General features: G+C 73.5%; 23 protein-coding genes and 2 pseudogenes. 12 read left to right on the top strand and 13 right to left on the bottom strand.

Annotated features, from left to right (window positions below):
• Positions 1-12: 12 nt before the first annotated feature.
• Positions 13-774, bottom strand: coding sequence for an alpha/beta fold hydrolase (locus ACIG5E_RS00650; RefSeq protein WP_396530583.1), 762 nt, complete (start codon positions 772-774; stop codon positions 13-15).
• 96 nt (positions 775-870) lie between these two features.
• Between ACIG5E_RS00650 and ACIG5E_RS00645 the strand changes: the two genes are divergently transcribed.
• The 3 genes from ACIG5E_RS00645 to ACIG5E_RS00635 are packed head-to-tail and all read left to right on the top strand — an operon-like array spanning position 871 to position 2,939.
• Positions 871-1,446, top strand: coding sequence for a GNAT family N-acetyltransferase (locus ACIG5E_RS00645; protein WP_396530582.1), 576 nt, complete (start codon positions 871-873; stop codon positions 1,444-1,446).
• 57 nt (positions 1,447-1,503) lie between these two features.
• The gene (locus tag ACIG5E_RS00640; RefSeq protein WP_396530580.1) at positions 1,504-2,037 is read left to right on the top strand and encodes a SigE family RNA polymerase sigma factor; all 534 of its coding nucleotides are present in this window, start codon (positions 1,504-1,506) and stop codon (positions 2,035-2,037) included.
• Complete coding sequence (locus ACIG5E_RS00635; RefSeq protein ID WP_396530579.1) at positions 2,034-2,939, top strand: hypothetical protein; 906 nt, start codon at positions 2,034-2,036, stop codon at positions 2,937-2,939. The genes ACIG5E_RS00640 and ACIG5E_RS00635 overlap by 4 nt, the downstream gene beginning before the upstream one ends.
• 80 nt (positions 2,940-3,019) lie before the next feature.
• Here ACIG5E_RS00635 and ACIG5E_RS00630 read toward each other — a convergent pair whose 3' ends face one another.
• From ACIG5E_RS00630 to ACIG5E_RS00620, 3 genes are all read right to left on the bottom strand, one after another.
• Positions 3,020-4,225 carry a glycosyltransferase gene (locus tag ACIG5E_RS00630; protein ID WP_396530578.1) on the bottom strand — a complete coding sequence of 402 codons (1,206 nt, stop codon included), beginning with the start codon at positions 4,223-4,225 and terminating at the stop codon, positions 3,020-3,022.
• 123 nt (positions 4,226-4,348) lie between these two features.
• Entirely contained in the window at positions 4,349-5,161 is an 813-nt protein-coding gene (locus tag ACIG5E_RS00625) for a nucleotidyltransferase domain-containing protein (protein WP_396530577.1), read from the bottom strand.
• Positions 5,162-5,287: 126 nt separating this feature from the next.
• Positions 5,288-5,989: an NAD(P)-dependent oxidoreductase gene (locus tag ACIG5E_RS00620; RefSeq protein ID WP_396530576.1), complete on the bottom strand. Its 702-nt coding sequence runs from the start codon at positions 5,987-5,989 to the stop codon at positions 5,288-5,290.
• Between the two features lie 150 nt (positions 5,990-6,139).
• Here ACIG5E_RS00620 and ACIG5E_RS00615 point away from each other — a divergent pair, with 150 nt between their 5' ends.
• On the top strand, positions 6,140-6,877 hold the full coding sequence (locus ACIG5E_RS00615; protein WP_396530575.1) for a TetR/AcrR family transcriptional regulator: 738 nt from the start codon (positions 6,140-6,142) through the stop codon (positions 6,875-6,877).
• Positions 6,878-6,931: 54 nt separating this feature from the next.
• Here the strand turns inward: ACIG5E_RS00615 and ACIG5E_RS00610 are convergent, their stop codons facing one another.
• The 3 genes from ACIG5E_RS00610 to ACIG5E_RS00600 form a co-directional block, all read right to left on the bottom strand.
• On the bottom strand, positions 6,932-7,057 hold the full coding sequence (locus ACIG5E_RS00610) for a hypothetical protein (RefSeq protein WP_396530574.1): 126 nt from the start codon (positions 7,055-7,057) through the stop codon (positions 6,932-6,934).
• A gap of 55 nt (positions 7,058-7,112) precedes the next feature.
• On the bottom strand, positions 7,113-8,324 hold the full coding sequence (locus tag ACIG5E_RS00605) for a tetratricopeptide repeat protein (RefSeq protein WP_396530573.1): 1,212 nt from the start codon (positions 8,322-8,324) through the stop codon (positions 7,113-7,115).
• Positions 8,325-8,487: 163 nt separating this feature from the next.
• A complete protein-coding gene (locus ACIG5E_RS00600; RefSeq protein WP_396530571.1) occupies positions 8,488-9,468 on the bottom strand; it encodes a LysR family transcriptional regulator in 981 nt (326 codons plus the stop codon).
• 109 nt (positions 9,469-9,577) lie between these two features.
• On the opposite strand from ACIG5E_RS00600, the gene ACIG5E_RS00595 reads away from it, so the two are divergent.
• From ACIG5E_RS00595 to ACIG5E_RS00585, 3 genes and pseudogenes are all read left to right on the top strand, one after another.
• Entirely contained in the window at positions 9,578-10,468 is an 891-nt protein-coding gene (locus ACIG5E_RS00595) for an NAD-dependent epimerase/dehydratase family protein (protein WP_396530570.1), read from the top strand.
• A complete protein-coding gene (locus ACIG5E_RS00590; RefSeq protein WP_396530568.1) occupies positions 10,465-11,361 on the top strand; it encodes an aldo/keto reductase in 897 nt (298 codons plus the stop codon). Before ACIG5E_RS00595 ends, ACIG5E_RS00590 begins: the two co-directional genes overlap by 4 nt.
• A 306-nt stretch (positions 11,362-11,667) precedes the next feature.
• A pseudogene (locus tag ACIG5E_RS00585) lies at positions 11,668-12,617 on the top strand (SDR family NAD(P)-dependent oxidoreductase).
• A gap of 61 nt (positions 12,618-12,678) precedes the next feature.
• Here the strand turns inward: ACIG5E_RS00585 and ACIG5E_RS00580 are convergent.
• A complete protein-coding gene (locus tag ACIG5E_RS00580) occupies positions 12,679-13,332 on the bottom strand; it encodes a LysE family translocator (protein ID WP_396530566.1) in 654 nt (217 codons plus the stop codon).
• Between the two features lie 372 nt (positions 13,333-13,704).
• Between ACIG5E_RS00580 and ACIG5E_RS00575 the strand changes: the two genes are divergently transcribed.
• Positions 13,705-13,860 carry a hypothetical protein gene (locus ACIG5E_RS00575; protein ID WP_396530564.1) on the top strand — a complete coding sequence of 52 codons (156 nt, stop codon included), beginning with the start codon at positions 13,705-13,707 and terminating at the stop codon, positions 13,858-13,860.
• Positions 13,861-13,921: 61 nt separating this feature from the next.
• A complete protein-coding gene (locus ACIG5E_RS00570; RefSeq protein WP_396530563.1) occupies positions 13,922-14,611 on the top strand; it encodes an alpha/beta fold hydrolase in 690 nt (229 codons plus the stop codon).
• 142 nt (positions 14,612-14,753) lie between these two features.
• Here the strand turns inward: ACIG5E_RS00570 and ACIG5E_RS00565 are convergent, their stop codons facing one another.
• The 5 genes and pseudogenes from ACIG5E_RS00565 to ACIG5E_RS00545 all read right to left on the bottom strand — a co-directional run bounded on the left by ACIG5E_RS00565 (position 14,754) and on the right by ACIG5E_RS00545 (position 17,908).
• The gene (locus ACIG5E_RS00565; RefSeq protein WP_396530562.1) at positions 14,754-15,137 is read right to left on the bottom strand and encodes a VOC family protein; all 384 of its coding nucleotides are present in this window, start codon (positions 15,135-15,137) and stop codon (positions 14,754-14,756) included.
• 67 nt (positions 15,138-15,204) lie between these two features.
• Entirely contained in the window at positions 15,205-15,357 is a 153-nt protein-coding gene (locus ACIG5E_RS00560; RefSeq protein WP_396530561.1) for a hypothetical protein, read from the bottom strand.
• An 11-nt stretch (positions 15,358-15,368) separates the two neighbouring features.
• Positions 15,369-15,833, bottom strand: coding sequence for a hypothetical protein (locus ACIG5E_RS00555; RefSeq protein ID WP_396530560.1), 465 nt, complete (start codon positions 15,831-15,833; stop codon positions 15,369-15,371).
• A gap of 87 nt (positions 15,834-15,920) precedes the next feature.
• Positions 15,921-16,196: pseudogene (locus tag ACIG5E_RS00550) on the bottom strand (peptidoglycan-binding protein); the annotation flags it as partial.
• Positions 16,169-17,908, bottom strand: coding sequence for a 2-isopropylmalate synthase (locus ACIG5E_RS00545; RefSeq protein WP_396530559.1), 1,740 nt, complete (start codon positions 17,906-17,908; stop codon positions 16,169-16,171). The gene ACIG5E_RS00545 and the pseudogene ACIG5E_RS00550, both read right to left, overlap by 28 nt.
• Positions 17,909-18,078: 170 nt before the next feature.
• Here ACIG5E_RS00545 and ACIG5E_RS00540 point away from each other — a divergent pair, with 170 nt between their 5' ends.
• The 3 genes from ACIG5E_RS00540 (at position 18,079) to ACIG5E_RS00530 (ending at position 22,387) form a co-directional block, all read left to right on the top strand.
• The gene (locus tag ACIG5E_RS00540; protein WP_396530994.1) at positions 18,079-18,765 is read left to right on the top strand and encodes a FadR/GntR family transcriptional regulator; all 687 of its coding nucleotides are present in this window, start codon (positions 18,079-18,081) and stop codon (positions 18,763-18,765) included.
• 407 nt (positions 18,766-19,172) lie between these two features.
• Positions 19,173-21,941: a nitrate- and nitrite sensing domain-containing protein gene (locus tag ACIG5E_RS00535; protein ID WP_396530558.1), complete on the top strand. Its 2,769-nt coding sequence runs from the start codon at positions 19,173-19,175 to the stop codon at positions 21,939-21,941.
• Positions 21,941-22,387 carry a roadblock/LC7 domain-containing protein gene (locus tag ACIG5E_RS00530; RefSeq protein WP_396530557.1) on the top strand — a complete coding sequence of 149 codons (447 nt, stop codon included), beginning with the start codon at positions 21,941-21,943 and terminating at the stop codon, positions 22,385-22,387. Before ACIG5E_RS00535 ends, ACIG5E_RS00530 begins: the two co-directional genes overlap by 1 nt.
• Positions 22,388-22,390 lie beyond the last annotated feature (3 nt).

The raw sequence follows: 22,390 nt of genomic DNA, 5'->3' as shown, positions 1-22,390 counted from the left end.
GACTTCCTGCTCCTAGCCCCGCTGCTTCGACGACTCTTGGAGGAAGGCCGTGAGGAGGGTGGTGACCTCGGACGGGCGTTCCAGGTTGGGGAGGTGGCCGGCCCAGGGGAGTTCGAGATGGCGGGCGTTGGGGAGGATGGTGGGGAGTTCGGCGGCGATGTGGCGGAAGTCCGGGAGGTCGTGGGCGCCGGAGATGGCGAGGGTGGGGGCGGTGATTCGGGTGAGGTCGACTTCCTCCTTCTCCGGCCCGCCGGTCGCCTCCAGCTGTACGTCGAAGTTGTGGCGCTGCATCCGGCGGACGAGGTCGCGGGTCTGCTCGTCGGCCTCCGGGCCCAGCCAGGTGCGGACGTTGAGTTCGACGGCGGCCTCGACGTCGCCCGCCTCCAGCAGTTCGTTCTCCTGAGCGCCGAAGGCGAGCAGGGTTTGGGTGGGTTCATGGCCGGGGCGGCCCGCGCCGAGGAGGGCGAGTGCGGTGACCGCGTGGGGGCGCAGGGCGGCTGCGGTGAGGGCGATGCGGCCGCCGTACGAGGCGCCGATCAGGGCGGTGGTCTCGATGCCGAGGTGGTCGAGGAGGGCGAGCACGTCGGCTGCGGCGCCGTAGGGCCCGTCGGGGAGCGGGGTGTCGCCGAAGCCGCGGAAGTCGCAGCGGACGACGCGGTGACCGGCGTCGAGGAGGGCCTGCCACTGGGGGTCCCACATCCGCCGGTCGCACACCGAGGAGTGCAGCAGGAGAACAGCAGGTCCGGTTCCTGAATCGTCATGGGAGAGGATCATTCGGCGGATGGTAGCCAGCAGGACCGGTCGAGCGCGAGGCACTTCGGTGCGGGAATCCGATGGCGTGGCCGACGGCCGCGCGCCAAGAATGTGCGGATGCGCGAACTGGAGCTGTCCGACGGAGTGATCACGCTGTCCCCGCTGCGCCCGGAGGACGCAGCGGCCCATCTGGCCGGGGAGGACGAGGCGCTGGTGCGGTGGCTGAGTGGTAGCCCGAGCACCCCGGAGGGCGTCGCGGCGTACTTCCGGCACTGTGGCGAGCAGTGGGAGACGACCGGTCAGCTGCGCGCCTTCGGCATCCGGGCGGGCGCGGCGGGCGAGGAGGACGTGGAGGGCGTAGAAGCGGTGGAAGGCGAGAACGGCGTACTGGCGGGGACGGTCGACCTGCGGTTCGAGCACAGCGACCTCGCCCCCGGCCAGGTGAACGTCGCCTACGGCCTCTACCCGTCCTGGCGCGGCCGGGGTCTGGCCACCCGTGCCGTCCTGCTGGCCTCCGGGTACGCGGCCCGGGTGGGTGCGCGGGAGGCGGTGATCCGGGTGGAGCCGGAGAACGCCGCCTCGGCCGCGGTGGCTCGCCGGGCGGGGTTCCGGCCAGCCGGGCGGATGCGGGACGCGCACGGGACGGTGCACGACTGGTACCTCCGCGGTCTGGACCTCTTCGACCGGAAGTAGACGGGGGAGTAAGCGCTTCCGGCCCCGTCCGGGCTCTGGGTGGGTGAGGAGGTGCTCATGGGAGAAGCGAAGAACACTCGGGACGAGGAGTTCCAGACGTTCATCGTCGCGGCTTGGCCCCGGCTGGTGCGGACGGCGTTCCTGCTGGCCGGGGAGCAGTACGCGGCGGAGGACCTGGTGCAGTCGGCGGCGGAGAAGGCCTGCGCGGCCTGGTCGAAGGTGCGCCGGGCGGACGATCCGTACGCCTACGTGCGGCGGATCCTGGTGAACCAGCACGCCCGCCGTTGGCGCCGCCGGCCACCGGAGCTGCTGGTGGACGCGGTGCCGGACGCGGCCGGGTCGGAGGACGGCTTCGCCCGTTCGGACCAGCGCGGGGCGCTGCTGGCCGCGCTCGCCACCCTGCCGCCGCGCCAGCGCGAGGCGGTGGTGCTGCGGCACTGGGAGGACCTGAGCGACAGCCAGACGGCGACGGCGATGGGGTGCTCGGTGGGCGCGGTGCGCAGCCACGCGGCGAAGGGCATCGGGCGGTTGCGGCAGGTGTCGGAGCTGGTGGAGCTGAAGGACAGGACCGAGATCGGAGGGGCGGTATGAGCATGAACACGGACGAGGGCGCCGGCCTGTGGGTCGGGCTGGGCCTGGCCGAGGCGGCGTCGACGGCGCGGATCGGCCCGGCGCCGGTGGCGGACATCCTGGCGGGCGGCCGGCGGATCCGGCGCCGTCGCCGGACGGTGGTCGGCGCGCTGGCGCTGGCCTCGGTGGTGGTGCTGGCGGGCGGGGCGGTCACCGAGCTGCGCCCGGAGCCGGCCGCCTCCCACTCACTGGTCCCGGCCGGCATCGGTCAAGGCTCCGGCACCGGCGGCCCGCCGACGACCGCGGCGACCACGACCGCCGTCCCACCCGTACGGGACCCGTTCACCCCGGTCCGGGTGATGATCGGGCTGGGCACCACGCCCGACGGCAAGGTGTGGAAGGCGTGGCAGGCGCTGTGGCCGACGGCGCCGAGGGAGCGCGCGTACGACCAGGCGCTGGCGGTCTGGCAGGAGCGCAGTCCGTACGACCCGGCGGTCTCCAAGCCGACGAAGGAATTCGTCGACCAGTACTACGATCCCGGCTCCGATGTCATCGACACCTACTTCACGGTGGACGGGGTGCGCCTGGGACACGACACCGTGGGCACCAGCCCTGCGCCGGGCAAGCTCGACCCCCGTGACGGGACGTACATCGGCGGCGGCCTCCTGGGCGCCCGGGGCAAGGGCGACACCGTGGCCCCGGGAGAGATCGTCGGTCTGACCCTGGGCCCCGACATCGGCCGGGTGAAGGTGACCTGGACGGACGGCACGGTCACCGAGCCGCCGATCGTCGGCGTGGCCGACTCGCCGGTGCGCCAGGCGGTGGTGGCCCGGCCGGAGGGCAAGACGGCCAAGCTCTGGGAGTACTTCGACAGGATCGGCCGCAAGATCCCGGACTCCGGGGGGCAGTTCCTGACCCAGTAGTTCGGCCGGTGGTGCGGTACGCAGGACGAGGAGTGGGAAGTCGGCTGCGCCGGGCTACCGGGCTACCGGGAGTCCGCGTGTCAGCCCAGCAGCAGCTTCGCCGCCAGCTCCGCGCCGTCGGTGCGGATCTCGCCCGCGACGGCCGCCGCACGCGCGCCGACCTCCGGCGCCAGGGCCTGCCCGAGGGCGGCGGACAGCGACTCGACCGTCGGAACCGCCCCCTCGTGGGCGACGCCGATGCCCAACTCGGCGACGCGCCCGGCCCAGTACGGCTGGTCCACGATCTGCGGCACCACGACCTGCGGGGTGCCGACCAGCGCGGCCGTGGTGGTGGTGCCCGCGCCGCCGTGGTGGACGACGGCGGCGACCCGCGGGAACAGCGCCTGCTGGTTGACCTCGCCGATGGCGAAGCAGTCGTCCCCGCCGTCAGCCGGAGCCAGTTCCGCCCAGCCCCGGGCGAGCACGACACGCCGCCCGTGCGCCCGGGCCGCCTCGACCACGACGCGGGCGGCGTCCGGCGTGCCGCGCAGCGGCATGCTGCCGAAGCCCACGTAGACCGGCGGCTCGCCCGCGTCCAGGAACGCCGACAGCTCGGCGGGCAGCGGGCTCTCGTCCGCCAGCAGCCAGGCGCCGGTCTGCACGACCTCGCGCTCGGCGGGCTGCAGCCAGGGGCCGAGCACCTGGTCGGTCGCCAGCCAGGGGCGGTCGGTGAACACGTGGTCGCGAACGTTGTCCACGGCCGGCAGGCCGACCGACGCCCGGTGGGCGTTGACCTGCTCGCCGAACAGCGCGTTCATGGTCCGGACGTCGTCCTCCCACAGCTCCCGGTTGCCGGTCAGCTCCGGCCGGTACGGCTGGCTCGGGTACTCGAACGGCCGGTGGTGCGGGGAGGGCAGCATGGTCGGCTGGAGGGCTACGTACGCGAAGCGGGCGCCCACCGCCTCGGCCGCCGCCTGGGCACCGGCCACGGCCGGGAAGATGCCGGTGGCCACCACCACGCCGCCGGGCTCGGCGGCCGCCGCGACCGCCTCGTGGAACTTCGCGACCAGCGCGGCCACCCGCCGGGGGAAGTCCCCCGGCGCCGGCGGCGTCCCGCTGACCAGCCCCCGCACCGAGTCCCCGACGGGCACCATCTCGACGCCGACGGCGGCCAGCCGCTGCGTGAACTCCTCGTCCGGCGGCGCGCACAGCCGCACCTGCGCGCCGAGTTCCCGCAGCTTCACCGCGAGACCCGCCAGCGGCTGGACGTCGCCGCGCGACCCGTACGTGGACAGCACCACTCGCATGTCGTCATTCCTCCCGTTTTCCCCAGGGCCCGCCCTGGAGTTGACGATTCTGCGGGATGACCGGGGCCTTGCGGCAAGGGCCCCCGTGCGCTATACGTTGAGAGTGGCGGGAAGCGCGTGCGGTCATCCGCGCAGGACGGCCACGACCTCTCCGACCAACTGCCGCGCCCGGTCCACGGTCGCGGCCAGCGCCTCTGGCGTCTCCCCGGCAGCGCCCAGCAGTTGACGCACCCGCACACCGAAGTCCGCTGGCACGCCGGTGAGTTGGTCGGCCGCCGCCAGTGCGCCCTTCTCGTTGAGGCACCAGCGCCGGTCGCGCGCGTACAGCGCCTGCACCAGCACGCCCACCGCCCGGGAGAGGCAGAGCGCGACGTACAGGGTGTCGCCCCGGGCCGCGCCCTTCGCCGCGCCGCCGACCAGGAACTCCGCCTCCCACGCCGCACCCATCAGGGCGGCCCGCAACGGCTCGGGGTACCGAGCGGTCTGCACCTGGAGGGCGGCCAACTCACGTGCGGGATCGGCGAGTACGCGGCCGAGCGCTACCTCGCCGGCGTAGCACGGCGACCAGAACCCCAGCGGGTGGCCTGCCTGCACCCCGACCTCGTACCGGCCGGCCCGGCAGTCCGCCCACACCCGCTCGACCCGGTCGAGGTCCCGCAGGATCCAGTCCACGGCGGCCCCGTCGACCCGCAGCCACGCCCCGCCGTTCACCCACGGCCCCCAGCCGCCCGGCCCGGCCACCTCGACGTCCGGCCCGGCCAACGCCCGCAGCGCGGTGAGGTCGGGCTCGCCGCGGTAGTAGACGCCGAGGTCCCAGTCCGACTCCGGCCGGTGTTCCCCGCGCGCCCGGCTACCGCCGAGCATCACGCCCACCACGCCCGGTACGTGCGCGAGTCGGGCCGCCATGGCCTCGATGTGTTCGTCGATCGCATGCATGGCGGGAAGTCTGGCGGCTGGGCGGGCGCCGGGCCAGCGGATTCGAGTTCCACAACCGGACGGAGCAGGAAGTCGGCCGGGCCGACTTCCTACTCCGACTTCCTGCTCCGACGGCGCGGGCCGGCCTCAGTAGCCGACGGTGAACCGGCGCTGGACGAAGCGCGGCAGCTCCGCCTCGTCCACCAGCGCGACCGCGGCGTCCTCCGCCGAGATCCGGCTCACGCCGTCGGCGTCCAGCACCGGCTGGTCGCCGCCGACCCGGAAGCGGCCGGTGCGCTCACCGGGGCCGATCCGCTCGGCGGGGCTGAAGTACGTCCACAGCCGATCGGAGGCGCGCAGGACGTTCAGCGCCTCCCGGTGGCCGCGCACGGCGGCCGCGTACTCGCGCGGGAGGCCGAGCTCGTCCAGCGAGGCGTGGATGAGCTCGTCGTGGTCGGCGCGGACGACGCCCGGTTCGAGCTCCAGGCTGCCGGCGCCGCCCATGACGATCAGCCGGGTGCGCGGGTGGCTCTCCAGGGCCTTGAGCAGGGCCCGGGCGGCGGTGGCGTAGACGGTCGGGTCCGCGATCGAGCGGCGGACGGTGTCCTCGAAGTCCTTCGCCGCGTTCCCGGGCTGGAAGCCGCTGATCAGGACGTCCATGCCGGGCAGCGCGGCGGCGATGCTCGCGGCGTCGAGGACGTCGATGTCCGACCAGGTCAGGTTCTCCCGCCGGTCGGTGATCGCGGAGACGTCGCGACTGAACGCCGTGACGCGGTGTCCGCGCTGGAGGGCCTCGGTGACGACCCGGCTCCCGATGGTGCCGGTGGCTCCGATGACGCCGATGTGCATGGTTCTCCCCTGTTCATGCGTGGTGCGCGGTCGTGCGGATGGGCCGCACGGAGGCATGTTGCCTCACGCCGTGCGAAAACTATACGGCGTGAAGTTTCTGAACGGCAATCAGCATCGTGACGCCGTAGAGCGACACGGTAGAGTGAGTCCGTGGCAGCCACCCGAAGCACCGGACGACGCGAGCGGCTGCGGGCCGAGACGACCGCCGAGATCAAGCGCACCGCCCTGGACCTGATGCGCTCCGGCGGCCCGGACGCGATCACCCTGCGGGCGATCGCCCGCGAGATGGGCATGACCGCCAACGCCATCTACGGCTACTTCGCGACCCGCGACGACCTGGTCACCGCCCTCATCGCGGACGTGTACACCGCACTCGCCGACGCCGTCGACGCCGCCTGGGCCGCTTCGGGCGCGTCGGGCGCGTCGGGCCCGTCGAGTCGGGTGGCCCCGGCCGGACGGATCACGGCCTGGGCGCACGCCTTCCGCGGCTGGGCACTCGCCAACCCCGAAGGCTTCCGGCTGATCTACGGCGACCCCGTCCCCGGCTACCGCGCCCCCGAGGACGGCCCCGCCCCGGACGCCGCCCGGCGGGTCTGCGTCGGCATCGCCGCCCTCGCGGACGCCGCCTGGAGCAGCACCGAACCCGCCTGCAGGGACAGCGACTTCGGCTGGGACGACTTCGATCCGGGCCTGCTCGACAAGGTCCGCCCGGCCTTCCCCGAACTGCCCCCGGCCGGCGTCGCCCTGGCCCTGCGGATCTGGGGCCACCTGCACGGCCTGGTCGCGCTGGAGATCTACGGCCACCTGCGCGCCCAGACCTCCGCGCCGGACAAGCTGTTTCGCTCCGAACTCGCCCAGCTGGTCCGGTCGTTGGGCCTCGCGGCCTAGCGGTCCCACGACTCAAGGCCCTCGCGACTCAAAGGCCCTCACGGCCGCCGTTCATCACCGCCGGGACCAGAGGCGCGGGTCCTCGGCGACCGCGAGCAGTTCGGCGGCAGCCATCGGCAAGCCCTCGGGGAACACCTGACCGGCGGCATGCTGCCAGGCCAGGGTGAATACGGCGTCCATGGTGACCACCATGGACGCCGCCTTCACCCCCGATCTGCCCATTCGCCGCCCGCAGTCAGCGCCGGCCGCCCGAGCGCCGCAGCCACTCGCGCCCCTCCGGGTCCTTCGGGTCGATGGACAACAGCAGCTCCCCCAAGGACCGTTGCGCCGCCGGGTCGCCGGCCCGGGCGCCGACCAGCAGCAGGTCGACGGCCCGCTGCGGCTCTCCGGCGTCCAGCCGTTCCTGGGCCTGTGCGTGCAGACCGACCGTGGCCCGTGAGAGCAGGCTCCACATCTCCTCGGTCTGCCGGTCACCGCCCGTGCGGGCCGCCTGCTGCTGGAGGACGGCCAACAGGTTGTACTGCGCCTGCCAGTCGCCCGCCTCCGCCGCCGGGCGCAGCACCGCCTCCGCACCGTCCAGGTCGCCCGCGGCGCTGAGTGCGGCGCCGAGCACCGCCGTGAGCAGCTCGTCCCCCTCCGCGACCGCCCGGCGCAGCAGCGGCACCGCGGCCGCAGGTTCGCCTTCGGTGTACAGCCAGAGCCCGGCGAGCTTGGCACCCCCGGGGCGCCCGTTGCGGCCGGCCTGCTCCAGCAGTTCCAGGGCGCGCGGGGTGTCGCCGCGGTCGTGCACCCGCAGCGCCAACTCCCAGGCGGCGTCAGCGATCCCGCCGTTCGCGGCGATCTCCAGCAGGCGCTCGGCCTGCTCGCCCTCACCGAAGTCCAGCAACACCGTCGCCGCCCGGTGCGCGGCCTCGGCGTCGCCCTGCTCGGCCTTGGCGACGTCCCGGGCGACGTCCTCCCGGGTGGCCCGGACCTTCGCCATGTCGACGCCGAGGTAGTCGATCGCCTTCTGGTGGCCCGCCTCGGCGGCGCGCAGCATCCAGCGGGCGCCCTCCTCGCTGTTCTGGTCCTGACTCAGCAGGATGGCACCGAGGTTGAAGGTGGCCGAGAGGTGTCCGCCACGGGCGGCGAGGCGCAGGTAGTCGAGGCCCGTCTTGGTCTGCCCCTCCTTGAGCAGCCGGTCGGCGAGCCAGGCGGCCGAGTCCAAGTCCCCGGCGGCGGCGGCCTGCCCGTGCCACAGCTTGGCCTCCTCGACCTTGCCCTGGTACTCGAGCATCCGCCCCAGACCGGCCATCGCCTCGACGTCCCCGGCCTCGGCGCGGGCGCGGGGGTCCTTGACCATCCGCTTGATCTCCTGCGGCGAGGCCTCGATGTGCAGGCGCGTCCCGCCGCCGATGTCGAGCCCGGCGGGCGAGGACTGCTTCTTCTTCCGCCCGAATATGCCCATGTGCCACTCCTGTTGACGTACCACGTACCCGAAGTACCCACCATCGGCCCTGCGGGTGGATCCATCAACAGCCAATCGAGCCACGGTGGTCCGCGTTTCACGCCTCCGTTGCCACGCCTCCGCTTCGAACGACCACCCCCGCCTCGGCCGGGGGCGGCGCGTGTCACGCGTCGGCCGCGAGTACCGTCCGGGCCGGTGACGTGCCGGCGCCCGGCGCGGCCTCCCCTTCCCCTCCCGCTCCCCCGGTCAGCCGGGAGGCCAGTTCCTCCGCCAGCCGCGCGGCCCGTCCGCGTCGGCGGCGGGCGAGGGCCAGCCCGAGGTAGCGGCGTGGGCTGGGTTCGGCCAGTGGGAGGGCGACCAGTTCCGGGTGCCGGGCCAGACCGATCTCGGGGATCAGCGCGATGCCGATGCCCGCGCGGACCAACGACTGGGCGAATTCGTAGTCCGTCGCCGTGCACGAGATCCGCAGGTCGACGCCGGCCAGGTCGGCGTAGCGGGCGAGCTGGCCGGCGGACTTGCGGCAGCCCAGGATCCAGCGCTGGTCGGCGAGTTCGGCCAGGTGGGGCGCCTCGGGCCGGGCCCGGTAGCGGGCGGCGGCGGGGTGGTGGCGCGGCAGCACGACCCGCAGCGGGTCCTCGCAGAGCTCCGTCCAGTCCAGCCCGGAGCGGTCGCCGGGTCGGACGGGCGGCGGGCCTTCGAGGTGATAGGCGAGGGCGAGGTCGGCCCGTCCCTCGCGGACCGCGGGCAGGCTCTCCTCCGGTTCCGCCTCCAGGATGGTCAGTTCCACCTCCGGGTGGTCGGCGGCGAAGCCGGCGAGCGCTGCAGGCAGCAGGCGTCGGCCGCCGCTGGCGAAGGTGGCGACGGTCAGGGCGGTCCGTTCGGCGGTCAGCCGGGCGATGCGCTGCTGGGTGTCGGTGAGTTCGGCGGCGATCGCGTCGGCGGCCTCCACCAGGAGCCGGCCCGCGTCGGTGAGCGTGACGCCCCGGGTGGAGCGCTCGACCACGGGCGCGCCGAGGCCGCGTTCCAGCGCGGCGACCTGCTGGGAGACGGCCGAGGGGGTGCAGTGCAGCGCCAGGGCCGCCTGGTTGAAGCTGCCGCGGCGGGAGACTTCCCGCAGCACCGCCAGTCGCTGGACGTCGATCAACAGTTCTCCTAATGATGGTCTTCTCACATCGACACTACTGCTGATGGCCTGTCCACGGCAGGCTGACCCCATCGGAAGCGACCGGAAGCGACGGGAAGGGATCGGAAGCGTGGACGTGTGTGTGATCGGCGGGAGCCGCTACTTCGGCAGGCAGGTGGTCGAGGAACTCCGTGACGCGGGCGCGGCGGTGACCGTCGTCAACCGGGGCTCGACCCCCGCCCCGCACGGTGTGACCCACCTGCGCGCCGACCGCGACGACGAGGCCGCACTGCGGTCCGCGCTCGCCGACCGGCGCTTCGACGCCGTCGTCGACCAGGTCTGCTACACCCCCGTCCAGGCGGCCATCGCCGCCCGGGTGTTCGCCAGCCGCACCCCGCGCTATGTGCTCACCTCCACCGTCGAGGTATACGCCCACCTCGGACGGCCCGGCGGTCCACCGCTCGCGGAACCGGCTCTCGACCTGTCGGCCGAGCCGTTGGACCTGCAACTCCCGTGGAACGAGCAGGACTTCGTCGCCGCCCACTACGCCGAGGGCAAGCGCCAGGCGGAGGCGCTGCTCACCCGGCAGGCGCCCTTCGACCTCGTCACCGTCCGGACGGCGCACGTCCTCGGCGGCGCCGACTTCACCGGACGACTGGCCCACTACGTGGAGCTGATCGGACGCGGCCTGCCGGTGGCCGTCCACGCCGCACCGCAGCGCGCGTCCTTCGTCCACGAGGCGGAGATCGCCCGCTTCCTGGCCTGGGCCGCGCTGGCCGACTTCACCGGACCGGTCAACGCCGCCTCCCAAGGCTCCATGGATGTCCGGGAGTTGTGCGCCGCCATCGGCCGGGCGACGGGCGCCGAGCCCCGGCTGACCACGGGAACGGGCGAGCAGCCCTCACCGTTCTCCTTCGACCGCTGCTACGCGATGGACACCGGAAGGTCGGCCCGTCTGGGCTTTCGCTTCTCCGCCGTCACCGACTGGCTGCCCCAGGCCGTCAAGGAGGCCCACGCATGACCGCCGCCCAGGCAACTGCCCTCACCCGCATCATCGGTGGCAGCACCGTCAGCGCCATCGGACTCGGCGCGATGCCGCTGTCCGTCGAGGGCCGACCCGACGAGGAGCAGGCGATCGCCACCGTCCACGCCGCCCTCGACGCGGGTGTGACGCTGATCGACACCGCCGACTCCTACCACTGGCACGCGGACGAAGTCGGCCACAGCGAGCACCTGATCGCCCGCGCGTTGGCCGCTTACGGAGGCGGCGCGGACGGCGTCCTGGTGGCGACCAAGGGCGGCCGGGGCCGCCCCGGCGACGGCAGCTGGACGGTCGACGGCGACCCGCGCCACCTGCGCCGCGCCGCCGAGGCCTCGGCCGCCCGGCTCGGCGTCGGGACGATCGGCCTGTACCAGTTGCACAAGCCCGACCCGGCGGTCCCGTTCGCCGAATCCGTCGGCGCGCTTCGCGACCTGGCCGACGCGGGCACCATCCGGATGGTCGGCCTCTCCAACGTGGACTGCGCGCAGATCCGCACCGCACGGGAGGTCCTCGGCCCGCGCCTGGTCTCCGTACAGAACCGTTTCTCCCCGGCGCACACAGCCACCCGCGACACCCTCGACCTGTGCACCGAACTCGGCCTCGCCTTCCTCCCCTGGAGCCCGCTCGGCGGCATCTCCCTCAGCGCCGTCGACGAGCCGGGCAGTGGCGCGCCCGCGACGGACACCCCGTTCCACGCCCTGGCCCACGCCCGAGGCGTCAGTCCGCAGCAGATCTGCCTCGCCTGGCATCTGGCGCAGTCCCCGGCCGTCCTGCCGATCCCTGGCGCGCGTCGGCCCGCCTCCATCCGCGACTCGGCAGCGGCGGCCGGGCTGGCGCTGTCGGCGGAGGAGATGGCGGGACTGCACCTGTAGTAACTACAGGTGCAGTAACTACAGCCGCAGTAACTACAGGTGCAGTAAAGGTCCTTCTCCCTGGCCGACCGCAAACTCCTCGCACTGGGCGAAGCGGCCGCCTCCGGCGGCACCGAGTTCTGAGCTCGCCCTCCCGCCGTGTCAGTGGCATGTCGGCCGTCCGACAGGACCGGCAGTGATCTGTGGGCGACGTGCAGGTGGCCGCTGGAACCGTGGGTTCCGAGCCGCCCCACAGGCAGCAGCCCCGCAGGCAGCCGCCCGGCAGGCAGCCGCAGCCGCCTTCACCAGCAAGGGAGTCCCGCCGTTATGTCGTCCGCACCCTCCACCCCGCCCTGGAATGTCCGACGGCTGCCGCGTGCCGACGGCAGCGTCTTCCTGGTCACCGGCGGCAACGCCGGCATCGGTACTTCGTCGCGGAGCAGCTGTCGGCAACCGGAGCGACCGTCGTGCTCGGCAGCCGGAACCCCGCGAAGGCCGAGGACGCCACGGCTTCGATCCGTGCACGCGTCCCCGGTGCGCGGGTGCGCGCCGTACGAATGGACCTCGCCGACCTCCCGTCGATGCGAACGGTCGCGGACTCACTGGGGGTGGAACACCTCGACGCGGTGGTCCACAACGCGGGTGTCGCGCTCGATGACCCGCCGCGCCAGGAGACCGGGGACGGTCACGAGCTCATGTTCGGCACGAACCACCTCGGGCACTTCGCGCTCACCCGCTGGCTGATGCCGCTGCTGTCCGCTGCCCCGGCGGCCCGCGTCATCACCATGGGCAGCTTCGCGGCGAAGTCCGAGCGCCTCGACCTGGACGACCTGCAGTCCCGCAGGGACTACCGGCCCAAGCGCAGCTACGGACGCTCCAAGCTGGCACAGATGCACTTCGGCCTCGAACTCGACCGCCGCCTGCGCGCGGCCGGCAGCACGGTGGCGAGCGTGGTGGTCCACCCCGGCGGCGCACTGGACTCCCTCACCCCCTCCCGGCCGCCGATCCACGTACGGACGACCACCGCGCGCCTGAGCGCCGCACCCGCGGCCCTCCTCGTCCAGGGCAAGCACGCCGGCGCCTGGCCCGCCGTCCGAGCGGTGCTCGACCCGGCCGTACGCGGAGGCCAGCTGTGGGGACCGCGCGCCTTCGGCCTGCGCGGCGAGCCCCACCGCGAACCGGTGTGGACCCACCTCACCGACACCGCCGTCGCGGCCCGGCTGTGGGACACCAGCCGCGACCTGACCGGCGTCGACCCGGGCGCCCTCCCCGGATAGAAGCCGACCGGGCCGACTTCCCGCTCCGTGCCCGCGAGCGCCCACCGGGCCACCCCGGTGGTCAGTTGTCCGCGAGGGCCAGCTTGATGCCGAAGCCGACGAGCACCGTGCCGGTGATCGCGTCGATGGCCCGCTGCACCGAGCCGCGGTTCAGCCACCGGCGGACCAGCTGGGTACCGAATATCAGCGCGCTGAACCAGACCAGCCCCTCCAGGTCGTGCACGGTCGCCAGGACGACCCCCATCAGCAGGTGCGAGGCGCCGGTGGGGATGAACTGGGGCAGCATCGCCATGTAGAAGACGCCGTTCTTGGGGTTCAGCAGGCTGGTGCCCAGCCCGCGCGCCCAGGACCGTGCCCACGTCGCCTCCGCGTTCGTGGTCCCCGCTGAGCCCGCCGTGTCCCCCGGGGCAGGCCGGCCGCGCTCCTTGAGTGTCCGGCGGATCATGCCGATCCCCAGCCACGCCAGGTACCCGGCGCCGGCCACGCGCAGCGCGTCGTACAGCAGATGCGATGCCGTGAGCACCGCCGAGGCACCGACCGCGGCGGCCACCCCCCACACGAGCACTCCGCAGAGGATCCCCAGCGCCGTAGCAAAGGCCCGACGCCGGCCGAGGGTGATGGCGGAACGCAGCACCAGAGCGGTGTCCAGTCCCGGCATGATGGTCAGCATGCCGGCCACGACGGCGAACGAGGCGATGGCGGAGGCTATGGTCATGCGGCCATCCTGAAGGCACGGCCGCGATCACGTCCAACGAGGTCCGCTTCAGCGCGCATCAGCAGGACTGATGCCGCTGCTCCTGCCACCGACGTGAACCACGAGCGGCGGGCCGCCGACCGGGCCGTCAGTTTGCGTTGGGCGTCGCCGTGGCTTCGGCGGCGCAGCGGCGGCGGTAGTAGTGCACGGTGGGGATGCCGAGCAGCGGTCCCCATGCGTCCGGAGCTGATCGCGGTCATCGAGGAGGGCCAGCGCAGGATGTCGGAAGTCGCACCGAGTCCGAAATGAGCGCCACGGCCCGGGATCGCGGACCTCCTGGCCGAGCGCCTCGGCGACGACGGTCAGACCACCCGTCTGTGGGGCGCCTTCGGGGTGGCCGCACTGGACGATCCCCGCTGCACCGACGCCGACATCGACGAAGCCTCCTTCGATCGGAAGCACTGGGCCTGGATACTCGACGCACCGATGCGGTACGAGGCCCGCCGCCGCGAGCAGGGGGAAGCGGCGGCTGTCACTGCCGCCGAGTAGGTTGCGAACGGCGAAGTACCGCCGGAGAGCAGCGAGTTCCGGATGACGGAGGTAGTGCACGGTGGCGACGTACGTACTGATCCACGGCGCAGCGGCCGACGCGTGGTACTGGGGGCCGCTGGCCGCCGAGTTGCGCGACCGGGGGCATGAGGTGGTCGCGCCGGACCTGCCGTGCGACGACGAGGCGGCCGGGCTCGCGGAGTACGCGGACACGGTGGTCGAGGCGATCGGCGACCGGACCCAACTCGTGGTCGTCGCCCACTCGTTCGGCGGATTCACCGGGCCGCTGGTGTGCGACCGGCTGCCGGTCGACCTCCTGGTGATGCTCCAGGCCCAGGTCCCGGCCCCGGGCGAGGCGCCGGGCCTGTGGTGGGACAACACCGGGTACGGGCCGGCGCGCCAGGAGGCCGACCGGCGCAGGGGCGTCCCCGAGGGTACGGAGGAGGACCCGCTCTCCTTCTACCTTCACGACACCCCGGCGGCCCTCGCCGCCGAACTGCTGGCCGAGCACCAGCGGGAACAGGCCGCCACCCCGTTCGGCCGCCCTTGGCCGCTGACCGCCTGGCCGAAGGTGCCGACCAGGGCCCTGCTGTCCACCGGTGACCGGTTCTTCCCCGCGGAGTTCATGCGGCGGGTGATGGCCGAGCGGCTCGGCTTCCAGCCGGACGAGATGCCCGGCGACCACATGCCGATGCTCGGCCACCCGAAGGAGCTGGCCGAGCGGCTGGAGGCGTACCGCACCGCGCTGTAGTCGCAGCGGGCGAACGAGAGAGGAGTGGGAAGTCGGCCCGGCCGACTTCCCAAGGACCGGGGCAACGGCCTCCAGGCCGACGGAGAGCACCGCGCCGCCGTCCCCCGCCGCCACCGAGCGGCGGGCCGACGGCACGGAACCGCTACGACGCCGTCGCGGCCCTGTCGGACTCGCTGCGCAGCACGCAGAACTCGTTGCCCTCCGGATCGGCGAGCACCGCCCACCCCGAGCCGTCGGGATTCCGGAGATCGCTGACCATCGTGGCCCCGAGCCCCAGCAGCCGTTCCACCTCCTCCTCCCGCGAGGTCTCCGGCCGCAGGCACAGATGGACCCGGTTCTTGATCGTCTTCGGCTCGGGCACCTGGCTGAAGTACAACACCGGCCCCTCCCCCAGCATCACCGCGACCTCCCGGTCCCCCGGCCCGTCCTCCGGACCCAGCGGACGGCCGGTCACCCGGCTCCAGAACCGGGCCAGCCCATAGGCGTCCGCGCAGTCGATCGCCACGTTCTGCAATACCGAGACCATGCGCCCGAGCCTTCCCGATTTCCCCTCCGGACGCCACCGAGTCGCGCCGGTTCCTCGCGCACGCCCGTCATCCGGAGCGCTGGACCCAGTTACGACAGTTCTCGCCGCCGAGGGCGAAGTGCTCGCAGATGTCGGCCACCGTGTCGGCTTCGTCCGAGCTGCCGCTCAGGCCGATCTGGAGGAGGCGACAGAAGCCCTCCCGGGCCCGTTCCCCGTCCATGGCGCGGGATCCTACGACCCGGCCTCCGGCGCACCCACGGCGCGGACCCAGACCGGGAACGGCGGGAGCTCCGGCTCCTCCCCCGGATTCACGTCAGACGGCTGGACCACTGCGGGTTCGTCGTCGGCAAGGTAGTCGGCCACGATCGGGCCGAGGTCCTCGACCGGCCGGTACGCGCCGCCGAAGGGCAGCTCGCCGGGGCCCACCGAGGCGGTGGAGCACCTCAGCTGCCCCGCCTGCTCGTCGTGCCAGGCGTAGAAGGTCGCCGGCCCGGCGTGGTCCAGGCCGCGGACCCGCTCCCGCAGCCGTGCGGCCGTCCGCTCGAAGGCGGCGACCACCTCGGCGACCGTGAGCGCCCGCCGGTCCTCGTCCTCGGCGGCGAGCCACCAGGTGTTGGTCTCCCACTCCACCGGCCGGTCGTCCGGTTCCAGTGCGAGCGGCTCGTCCGCCAGCTCGGCGATCCAGGTCAGCAGCATCGCAGCAGTATCCCCTGGAGCGGCGAGGGGCGGGGCCACCGGAAGTGTCCGGTGGCCCCGCCCCTCGCAATCCGCGTGCCGCGGGCGTCAGTTCATGAAGGTGACGTCCCAGTGGCTGCCCTCGTTGGCGTAGATGTTGCCGGAGGGGGCGGTCCACAGGTCGGCGCCGTCACCGCGGGTGCCGCTGTGGGTGAAGGCGCCGTGGATGTAGTTGGTGAGGCAGCTCGACATGCCGAAGTCCAGCTTGTAGCCGTTGCCGTGGCTGTAGGTGCCGCCGGCGTGGCCGGTCTCGGTGCCGCCGGTGATGTTCAGCGGGCAGCTGCCCACGGCGTGCTTCAGCGCGATGGCACCGTCGGCCGAGGCGCCCGCCCCGCGATGGCCCGCCCGGCGGTGGCCCGATCGGTGGCGCTCAGCACCGCCCGTACTCCCGCCGCGAGCACCGAGGCGTCCCGCCCGACGCCCCAGACCACCTCACCGTCGATCCGGCCCTCCACATACGCGACCGCGTCGGAGCTGCCGCCGACCTTGTGCTCGCTGAAGGAGAGGATCTCCACCCCCACCGCCGCCGCTACCGCGTCCACCGGCCCGGCGCCGGTGCCCCGGCGGCCGTCCACCTCGGCCCAGTCGTCGCCGACCCGCCAGTCCCGCCCGGCGCCCGCGTCCAGGTACTCGGCCCGGAACAGCCCGTACAGCTCCTCGCCGGTGACCTCCAGCCCGCTGTCGTCCGTCGCCTCCTGCACCACCCGGGCGAACTCGATCTGCAGCCGCCGGGGCAGTTCCAGCCCGGCGCCGGTCTGCAGCAGATAGGCGATCCCGCCCTTGCCGGACTGGCTGTTGACCCGGATCACCGCCTCGTAGTCGCGCCCGAGGTCGGCCGGATCGATCGGCAGGTACGGCACCGACCAGGGCGCCTCCCGCTCGGGCAGGCCCAGTTCGGCGGCGGTCTTCGCGTGCTGGGCGAAGCCCTTCTTGATGGCGTCCTGGTGGGTGCCGGAGAAGGCGGTGTGCACCAGGTCGCCGACGTACGGGTGCCGCTCGTGCACCGGCAGCCGGTTGCAGTGTTCGACGGTGCGCCGGATCTCGTCGATGTCGGAGAGGTCGAGCATCGGGTCGACGCCCTGGGTGTGGAGGTTGAGCGCCAGGGTCACCAGGTCGACGTTGCCGGTGCGCTCGCCGTTGCCGAACAGGCAGCCCTCGACCCGCTGGGCGCCGGCCAGCACCGCCAGTTCGGCGCAGGCGACGCCGGTGCCCCGGTCGTTGTGGGGGTGGACCGAGAGGATCACCGCGTCGCGCCGGTCCAGGTGCCGGTCGGCGTACTCGATCTGGTCGGCGTACACGTTGGGCGTGGCGATCTCGACGGTGGCCGGCAGGTTGTGGATCACCGGCCGGTCGGGACTGGCGTCCCACAGCGCGGTGAGGCCGTTGCAGACCTCCAGCACGTAGTCCGGCTCGGTCAGGTTGAACACCTCGGGCGAGAACTGGAAGCGCAGGCCGTCCCGGCCCTCCCCCAGCCGGGCCATCCGCTCGGCCGCCGCCGTGATCAGCGCCCGCAGTTCGTCCCGGCCCTTGCCCAGCACGACGTCCCGCCACAGCGGCGCGGTGGCGGTGTAGAGGTGGACGACCACGTTCGGCAGGCCCTCGACGGCCTCGAAGGTGCGGTCGATGAGGTCGGCCCGGGCGGCGGTGAAGACGACGACGGTGACGTCCTGCGGCACCGCGCCGGGCTGCTCGGCGAGCCGGCGGACGAAGTCGAAGTCGGTGCGGCTGGCGGAGGGGTAGCCGACCTCGATCTCCTTGAAGCCCATGGCCAGGAACAGGTCGAACATCCGCTGCTTGCGCGCCGGGTCCATCGGCTCGGCGAGCGCCTGGTTGCCGTCGCGCAGGTCGACGGGCACCCACAGCGGGGCCCGCTCGATCCGGCGGCCGGGCCAGCGGCGCAGCAGCGCGGGGACGTGGACCCGCTCGTGGGCGGGGCGGTAGCGGTGGGAGGGCATCGCGCCGCCGCGCTGGGGGTTCCAGGCGGGGGCGTCGGCCGGGACGGGACCGGCGGGGGCGTGCAGGGTCGGGAATCGCATGGGGATGTCCTCAACTCGGGTACCGGAGACCGGCAGGGACGGCGCCCCGCAGCGGGGTGCCGGTCCGGTCACGCCCCGCTGCGGCCACCAAGAAGGAGCGCACTCCACGGCTGCATGGCGGGTAGAGTAACCACGACACAAGTACTCAGACAACCTGACAGGTGACGACGATGCCCCCGCTCCGCCCCTCCCCCCTCGCCGGACAGGCCGCCGCCCTGATCGAGGAGCGGATCCGGGCCGGGGAGTGGCCGGTCGGCGGCAAGCTGCCCGGCGAGGTGGCGCTCGCCAAGGAGCTGGGCGTCGGACGCTCGACCGTCCGGGAGGCGCTGCGCACGCTCGCCGCGGCCGGGATGGTGCACAGCCGCCAGGGCTCCGGGGTGTTCGTGACGGCCGACCGCCCGGCCACCGGGGACTGGACGACCCGGCTGCGCGCCGCCGAGCTGGCGCACGTCTACGAGGTGCGCACGATGGTCGAGGTGCAGGCGGCCCGGCTGGCGGCGGAGCGCCGTACGGCGGCGGACCTCGCCGCCGTGGACGCCGCACTGGCCGCGCGCCTGGCGGCGGGCGGGGCGGACGACGCGGGCTTCGTGGACGCCGACATCGCGCTGCACACGACGATCGTGGCCGCCGCCCACAACCCCGTCCTGGATGACCTCTTCGCTCAGTTCGCCCCGGTTCTGAGGGAGCATCTGGTCGCTCTGGTGGGCCTGTTCGGCCTGCGGGAGGGCGATCCGAACCAGGGCTACGCCTCGCACGCGGAGCTCGTCCGGGCGCTGCACGACGGCGATCCGGCGGCGGCCGGGCGGGTGCTGGCGGCAGAGCTGGAGTCGACCCGGGTGCGGCTGCTCAGCTCCTGAGGACCCATTGACGGAGCGTCACAGAGTCTTCACACAGTGGTCATCCAGCGGCCTTGGACGGCGTCGATACTGTGTCAAGCACTGCGGGACCCAGCTGCTTCGAGCACAAACGGTCAACGTGCGGGTGACATTGTGTCCGATCCGTGCGCAAGTACGGCCCAGGCGGCGAACGGGCTTTCACTTCAATCACACGGTATGACTAATATCGCTTCGTCAAAAAGCCCGTGCCCGGACGGCCCGCCCCTCACCGGCCGGCCGCCAGCCCCAAGGAGTCTGCTCTGCGCGCGCGTGCGAATCGGCGGCCCCCGACGCCGAAGGCCCCCCGCAGGCGTCCACGCCTGTCCCTGCGGTCGGCGCTGCTCGTCCTGGCCGTCGTCCCCAGCCTCGCCCTGGTCGCCCTCTGGGCCGTGACCAGCGGCGAGACCGTCTTCGACTTCCAACGCCAGGCCGCCCAGGGCATGCTCGCCCAGAAGGCCGGCCAGCCGTCGAACATCGTCTACTACAACCTCCAGGAGGAGCGTCGGCTCAGCGCCGAGGCGCTCGCCCGGCCCGGCGCCAACACCGACCAGCTGCGCCACCAGCGGCAGTTGACCGACGACGCGGTGCGCCAGTTCCAGGTCCTGTCCGGGGAGAGCACCGACAACGCCCCGGACGACGTCCGCAGCGCCGTCGCCGAAGCCCGGCAGGCGATGGGCAAGCTCGCCGAACAGCGCGCCGCAGTCGACAAGGGCTCGGTCGACCAGCAGACCGTCTTCGCCTACTACACCGACCTGATCTCCGTCGACCTGCGACTGTTCACCGCGCTCAGCCACGTCGACGCGGGCGAGGTCACCTGGGTGTCCAAGACCCTGGTCAACTCCTTCTGGGCCAAGGAGATGCTGGCCCGCGAGGACGCCGTCCTGGCCCGCGGCTGGCCAAGCGGCCGGCTCAGCACCGCCGACTACCAGCAGGTCCAGCAGCTGATCGGCGCCGAGGACTACCTGTTCACCGTCCAGGTCGTCCCGTACGTCCCGGACGGCGAGGCGGCCGGCTGGCACGACCTGATGAACAGCCCCGCCTGGCAGGCCAAGGCCGCCGTCGAACAGCAGCTCACCCGGCCCACCGCCGCCGACTCCAACGGCACCGTCAAGCTGCCCGCCGCCCAGGACCAGTGGCGCCAGGCCGTCGACCAGCTCAACCCGCAGCTGGTCAAGGCGATCGAGACCCGCACCAGCGCCATCGTCGAGGTCGGCAAGGGGACCATCCTCGACCTGCTCACCCGCGTCGTGCTGACCACCGTCATCGGCCTGATCACGGTCATCGCCGTCGTCATCGCCTCCTGGCGGATCAGCCGCTCGCTGCGCCGCCGGATCAAGGAACTCCAGACCCAGGCCGAGGAGATGGAGCGCACCCTGCCCGAGGTGGTCGACCGCCTCGGCCGCGGTGAACAGGTCGACACCGAGGCCGAGAGCCGCGAGGTCACCACCGGCGAACACGGCAACGGCACCGACGAACTCGCCCGCCTCGGCCAGACCCTCAACCTGGCCCGCTCCGCCGCCCTGGCGGCAGCCGTCCGGCAGGCCGAACAGCACCGCGGCTTCGAACGCCTCCTCCAGCGCATCGCCCGCCGCACCCAGCTGCTGATCGGCCGCCAGCTGCGCAAGCTCGACGAGCTGGAGCGCAAGCACGAGGACCCGGAGGTCCTGGAGGGCCTGTTCGACCTCGACCACCTCACCGCCCGCCTGCGCCGCTACGAGGAGAACCTCGTCATCATGGCCGGCGGCCAGCCGCAGCGGCGATGGCGCAAGCCCGTACCGCTGCTGGACGTGCTGCGCTCCGCCCAGGGCGAGGTGCAGGACTACCGGCGGATCGTGATCGACGTCGAAGGCCACCCGTGGCTCTCCGAGCGGGCCGTCGGGCCGGTCGCCCACGTGCTCGCCGAGCTGATGGAGAACGCCACCACCTTCTCCAAGCCGCCCACCCCGGTCGAGGTCCGGGCCGCCATGGTCGGACGCGGACTCGCGGTCGAGATCGAGGACCGCGGCCTCGGCATGGACCCGGAACAGTACGACGCGGCCAACGAGCTGATGAGCCGCCCGCCGCGCACCGACGTGCTCGCCCGGGCCGACGACATCCGGCTCGGCTTCTACGTGGTCGCCCGGCTGGCCGCGCTCACCGGGCTGAAGATCGAGTTCCGGCCGTCCGCCTTCGGCGGCACCCGGGTCGTCGTGCTCGTGCCGGACGAACTGGTCATCGACGGCGACGCCGGGTTGCCGGACGCCGCGCCCGTCGAACCGATCCCGCTGGTCCGGCGCTCGCGCCGGGCGGTGCGCTCCGCCTCCGACGAGGCGCCGCAGCCGGCGGGGCCGCCCGCACCGCCGGTCGCGCCGGTGGAGGCGTTCGGGCAGGCCGAGGCCTACGGGAGCGTCGGGGCCCTCGCGAACGGCGGGGCCGTCGGGAACGGCGCGCCGGTCGAGTCCGTCGCCACGGCGTTCCAGGAACCGGCGTACCAGGAGGAGCAGCCGTGCCCGCCCGGCTTCGCCGAGCAGCCGATCCAGCACAGCTCCCCCGCCGACCCGCCGCCGGTGTACGCGGCCGCCCCGGCCGACCCGCCGGACGGCACGGGCACCGCGCCGACCCCCACCCCCGACGCCCCCACCCCCGCCTACCCGGACATCGCCTACGCCCGGGTCACCGAGGCCGAGGCCCCGTACGCCGACGAGCAGTACCGCCCGGCCGACCACTACCGGCTGGCCGAGCGGCGCCGGGGGCGCGAGTACCCCTCCGCCGTGCCGCTGAGCCCGGTCGAGGGCGGGCAGCCGCCGCTGCCGCAGCGCGTCCGGCAGGCCAGCCTGGCCGCCGAGCTGCGGGTGCCGCCGCCGACCCGGCAGCAGTGGGTCGAGCCGACCGCCGAACAGCCCGCCAACGGCCCGCTCCACCAGCCCGTACAGCCCGTACAGCCCGTACAGCCCGAGAACGGGCGGCCGGTCCGGCGCTCGGGCGCCACCATCGGCGCCTTCCAGCGCCAGTCCCGCGCCGCCCGGGCCCAGGACAGCGGCGAACACCCGCGGCCCGCCTCCGCCTCCCCGCCGGCTCCCCCCGCTCCGCCCGCCGGCCCCCCAGCCTCCGCGTCCGCCCCCTCCCCCTGGGCACTGCCGGCCGCGGAACCCCGAACCACACGAACGGATGACCAGTGATGAACCGCACGACCGCCACCCACCAGGACCTGGACTGGCTGCTGGACGGGCTCGTCGACTCGGTGCCCGGGACCCGCAACGCCGTCCTGCTCTCCGACGACGGCCTCGTGGTCAGCCACTCCCGCACCATCGAGCGGGCCGACGCCGAGCGCCTCGCCGCCGTGGCCACCGGACAGCAGTCGCTCGCCCGGGGCGTCGGCCAGCTGTTCGACGGCGGGCCGGTGCACCAGGTGATCGTCGAGCTCGCCGAGTGCTGGCTGTTCGTCATCGCCGCCGCCCAGGGCACCCACCTGGCCGTGGTCGCCTCCCAGGAGGTGGACGCCGAGGTGATGTCCGTCGCCATGCACACCCTGGTGCAGCAGGTCGGCCAGAAGCTCACCACCCCGGCCCGCGCGGAGGGCGCCCCCGCGTCCTTCGACGCCTTCGTCTCCCGGAACCGGGGCTGACCC

The sequence above is a fragment of the Kitasatospora sp. NPDC053057 genome (assembly GCF_044546945.1).
Classification (GTDB): domain Bacteria; phylum Actinomycetota; class Actinomycetes; order Streptomycetales; family Streptomycetaceae; genus Kitasatospora.
This window is presented reverse-complemented; position numbering and strand designations above follow the sequence as displayed.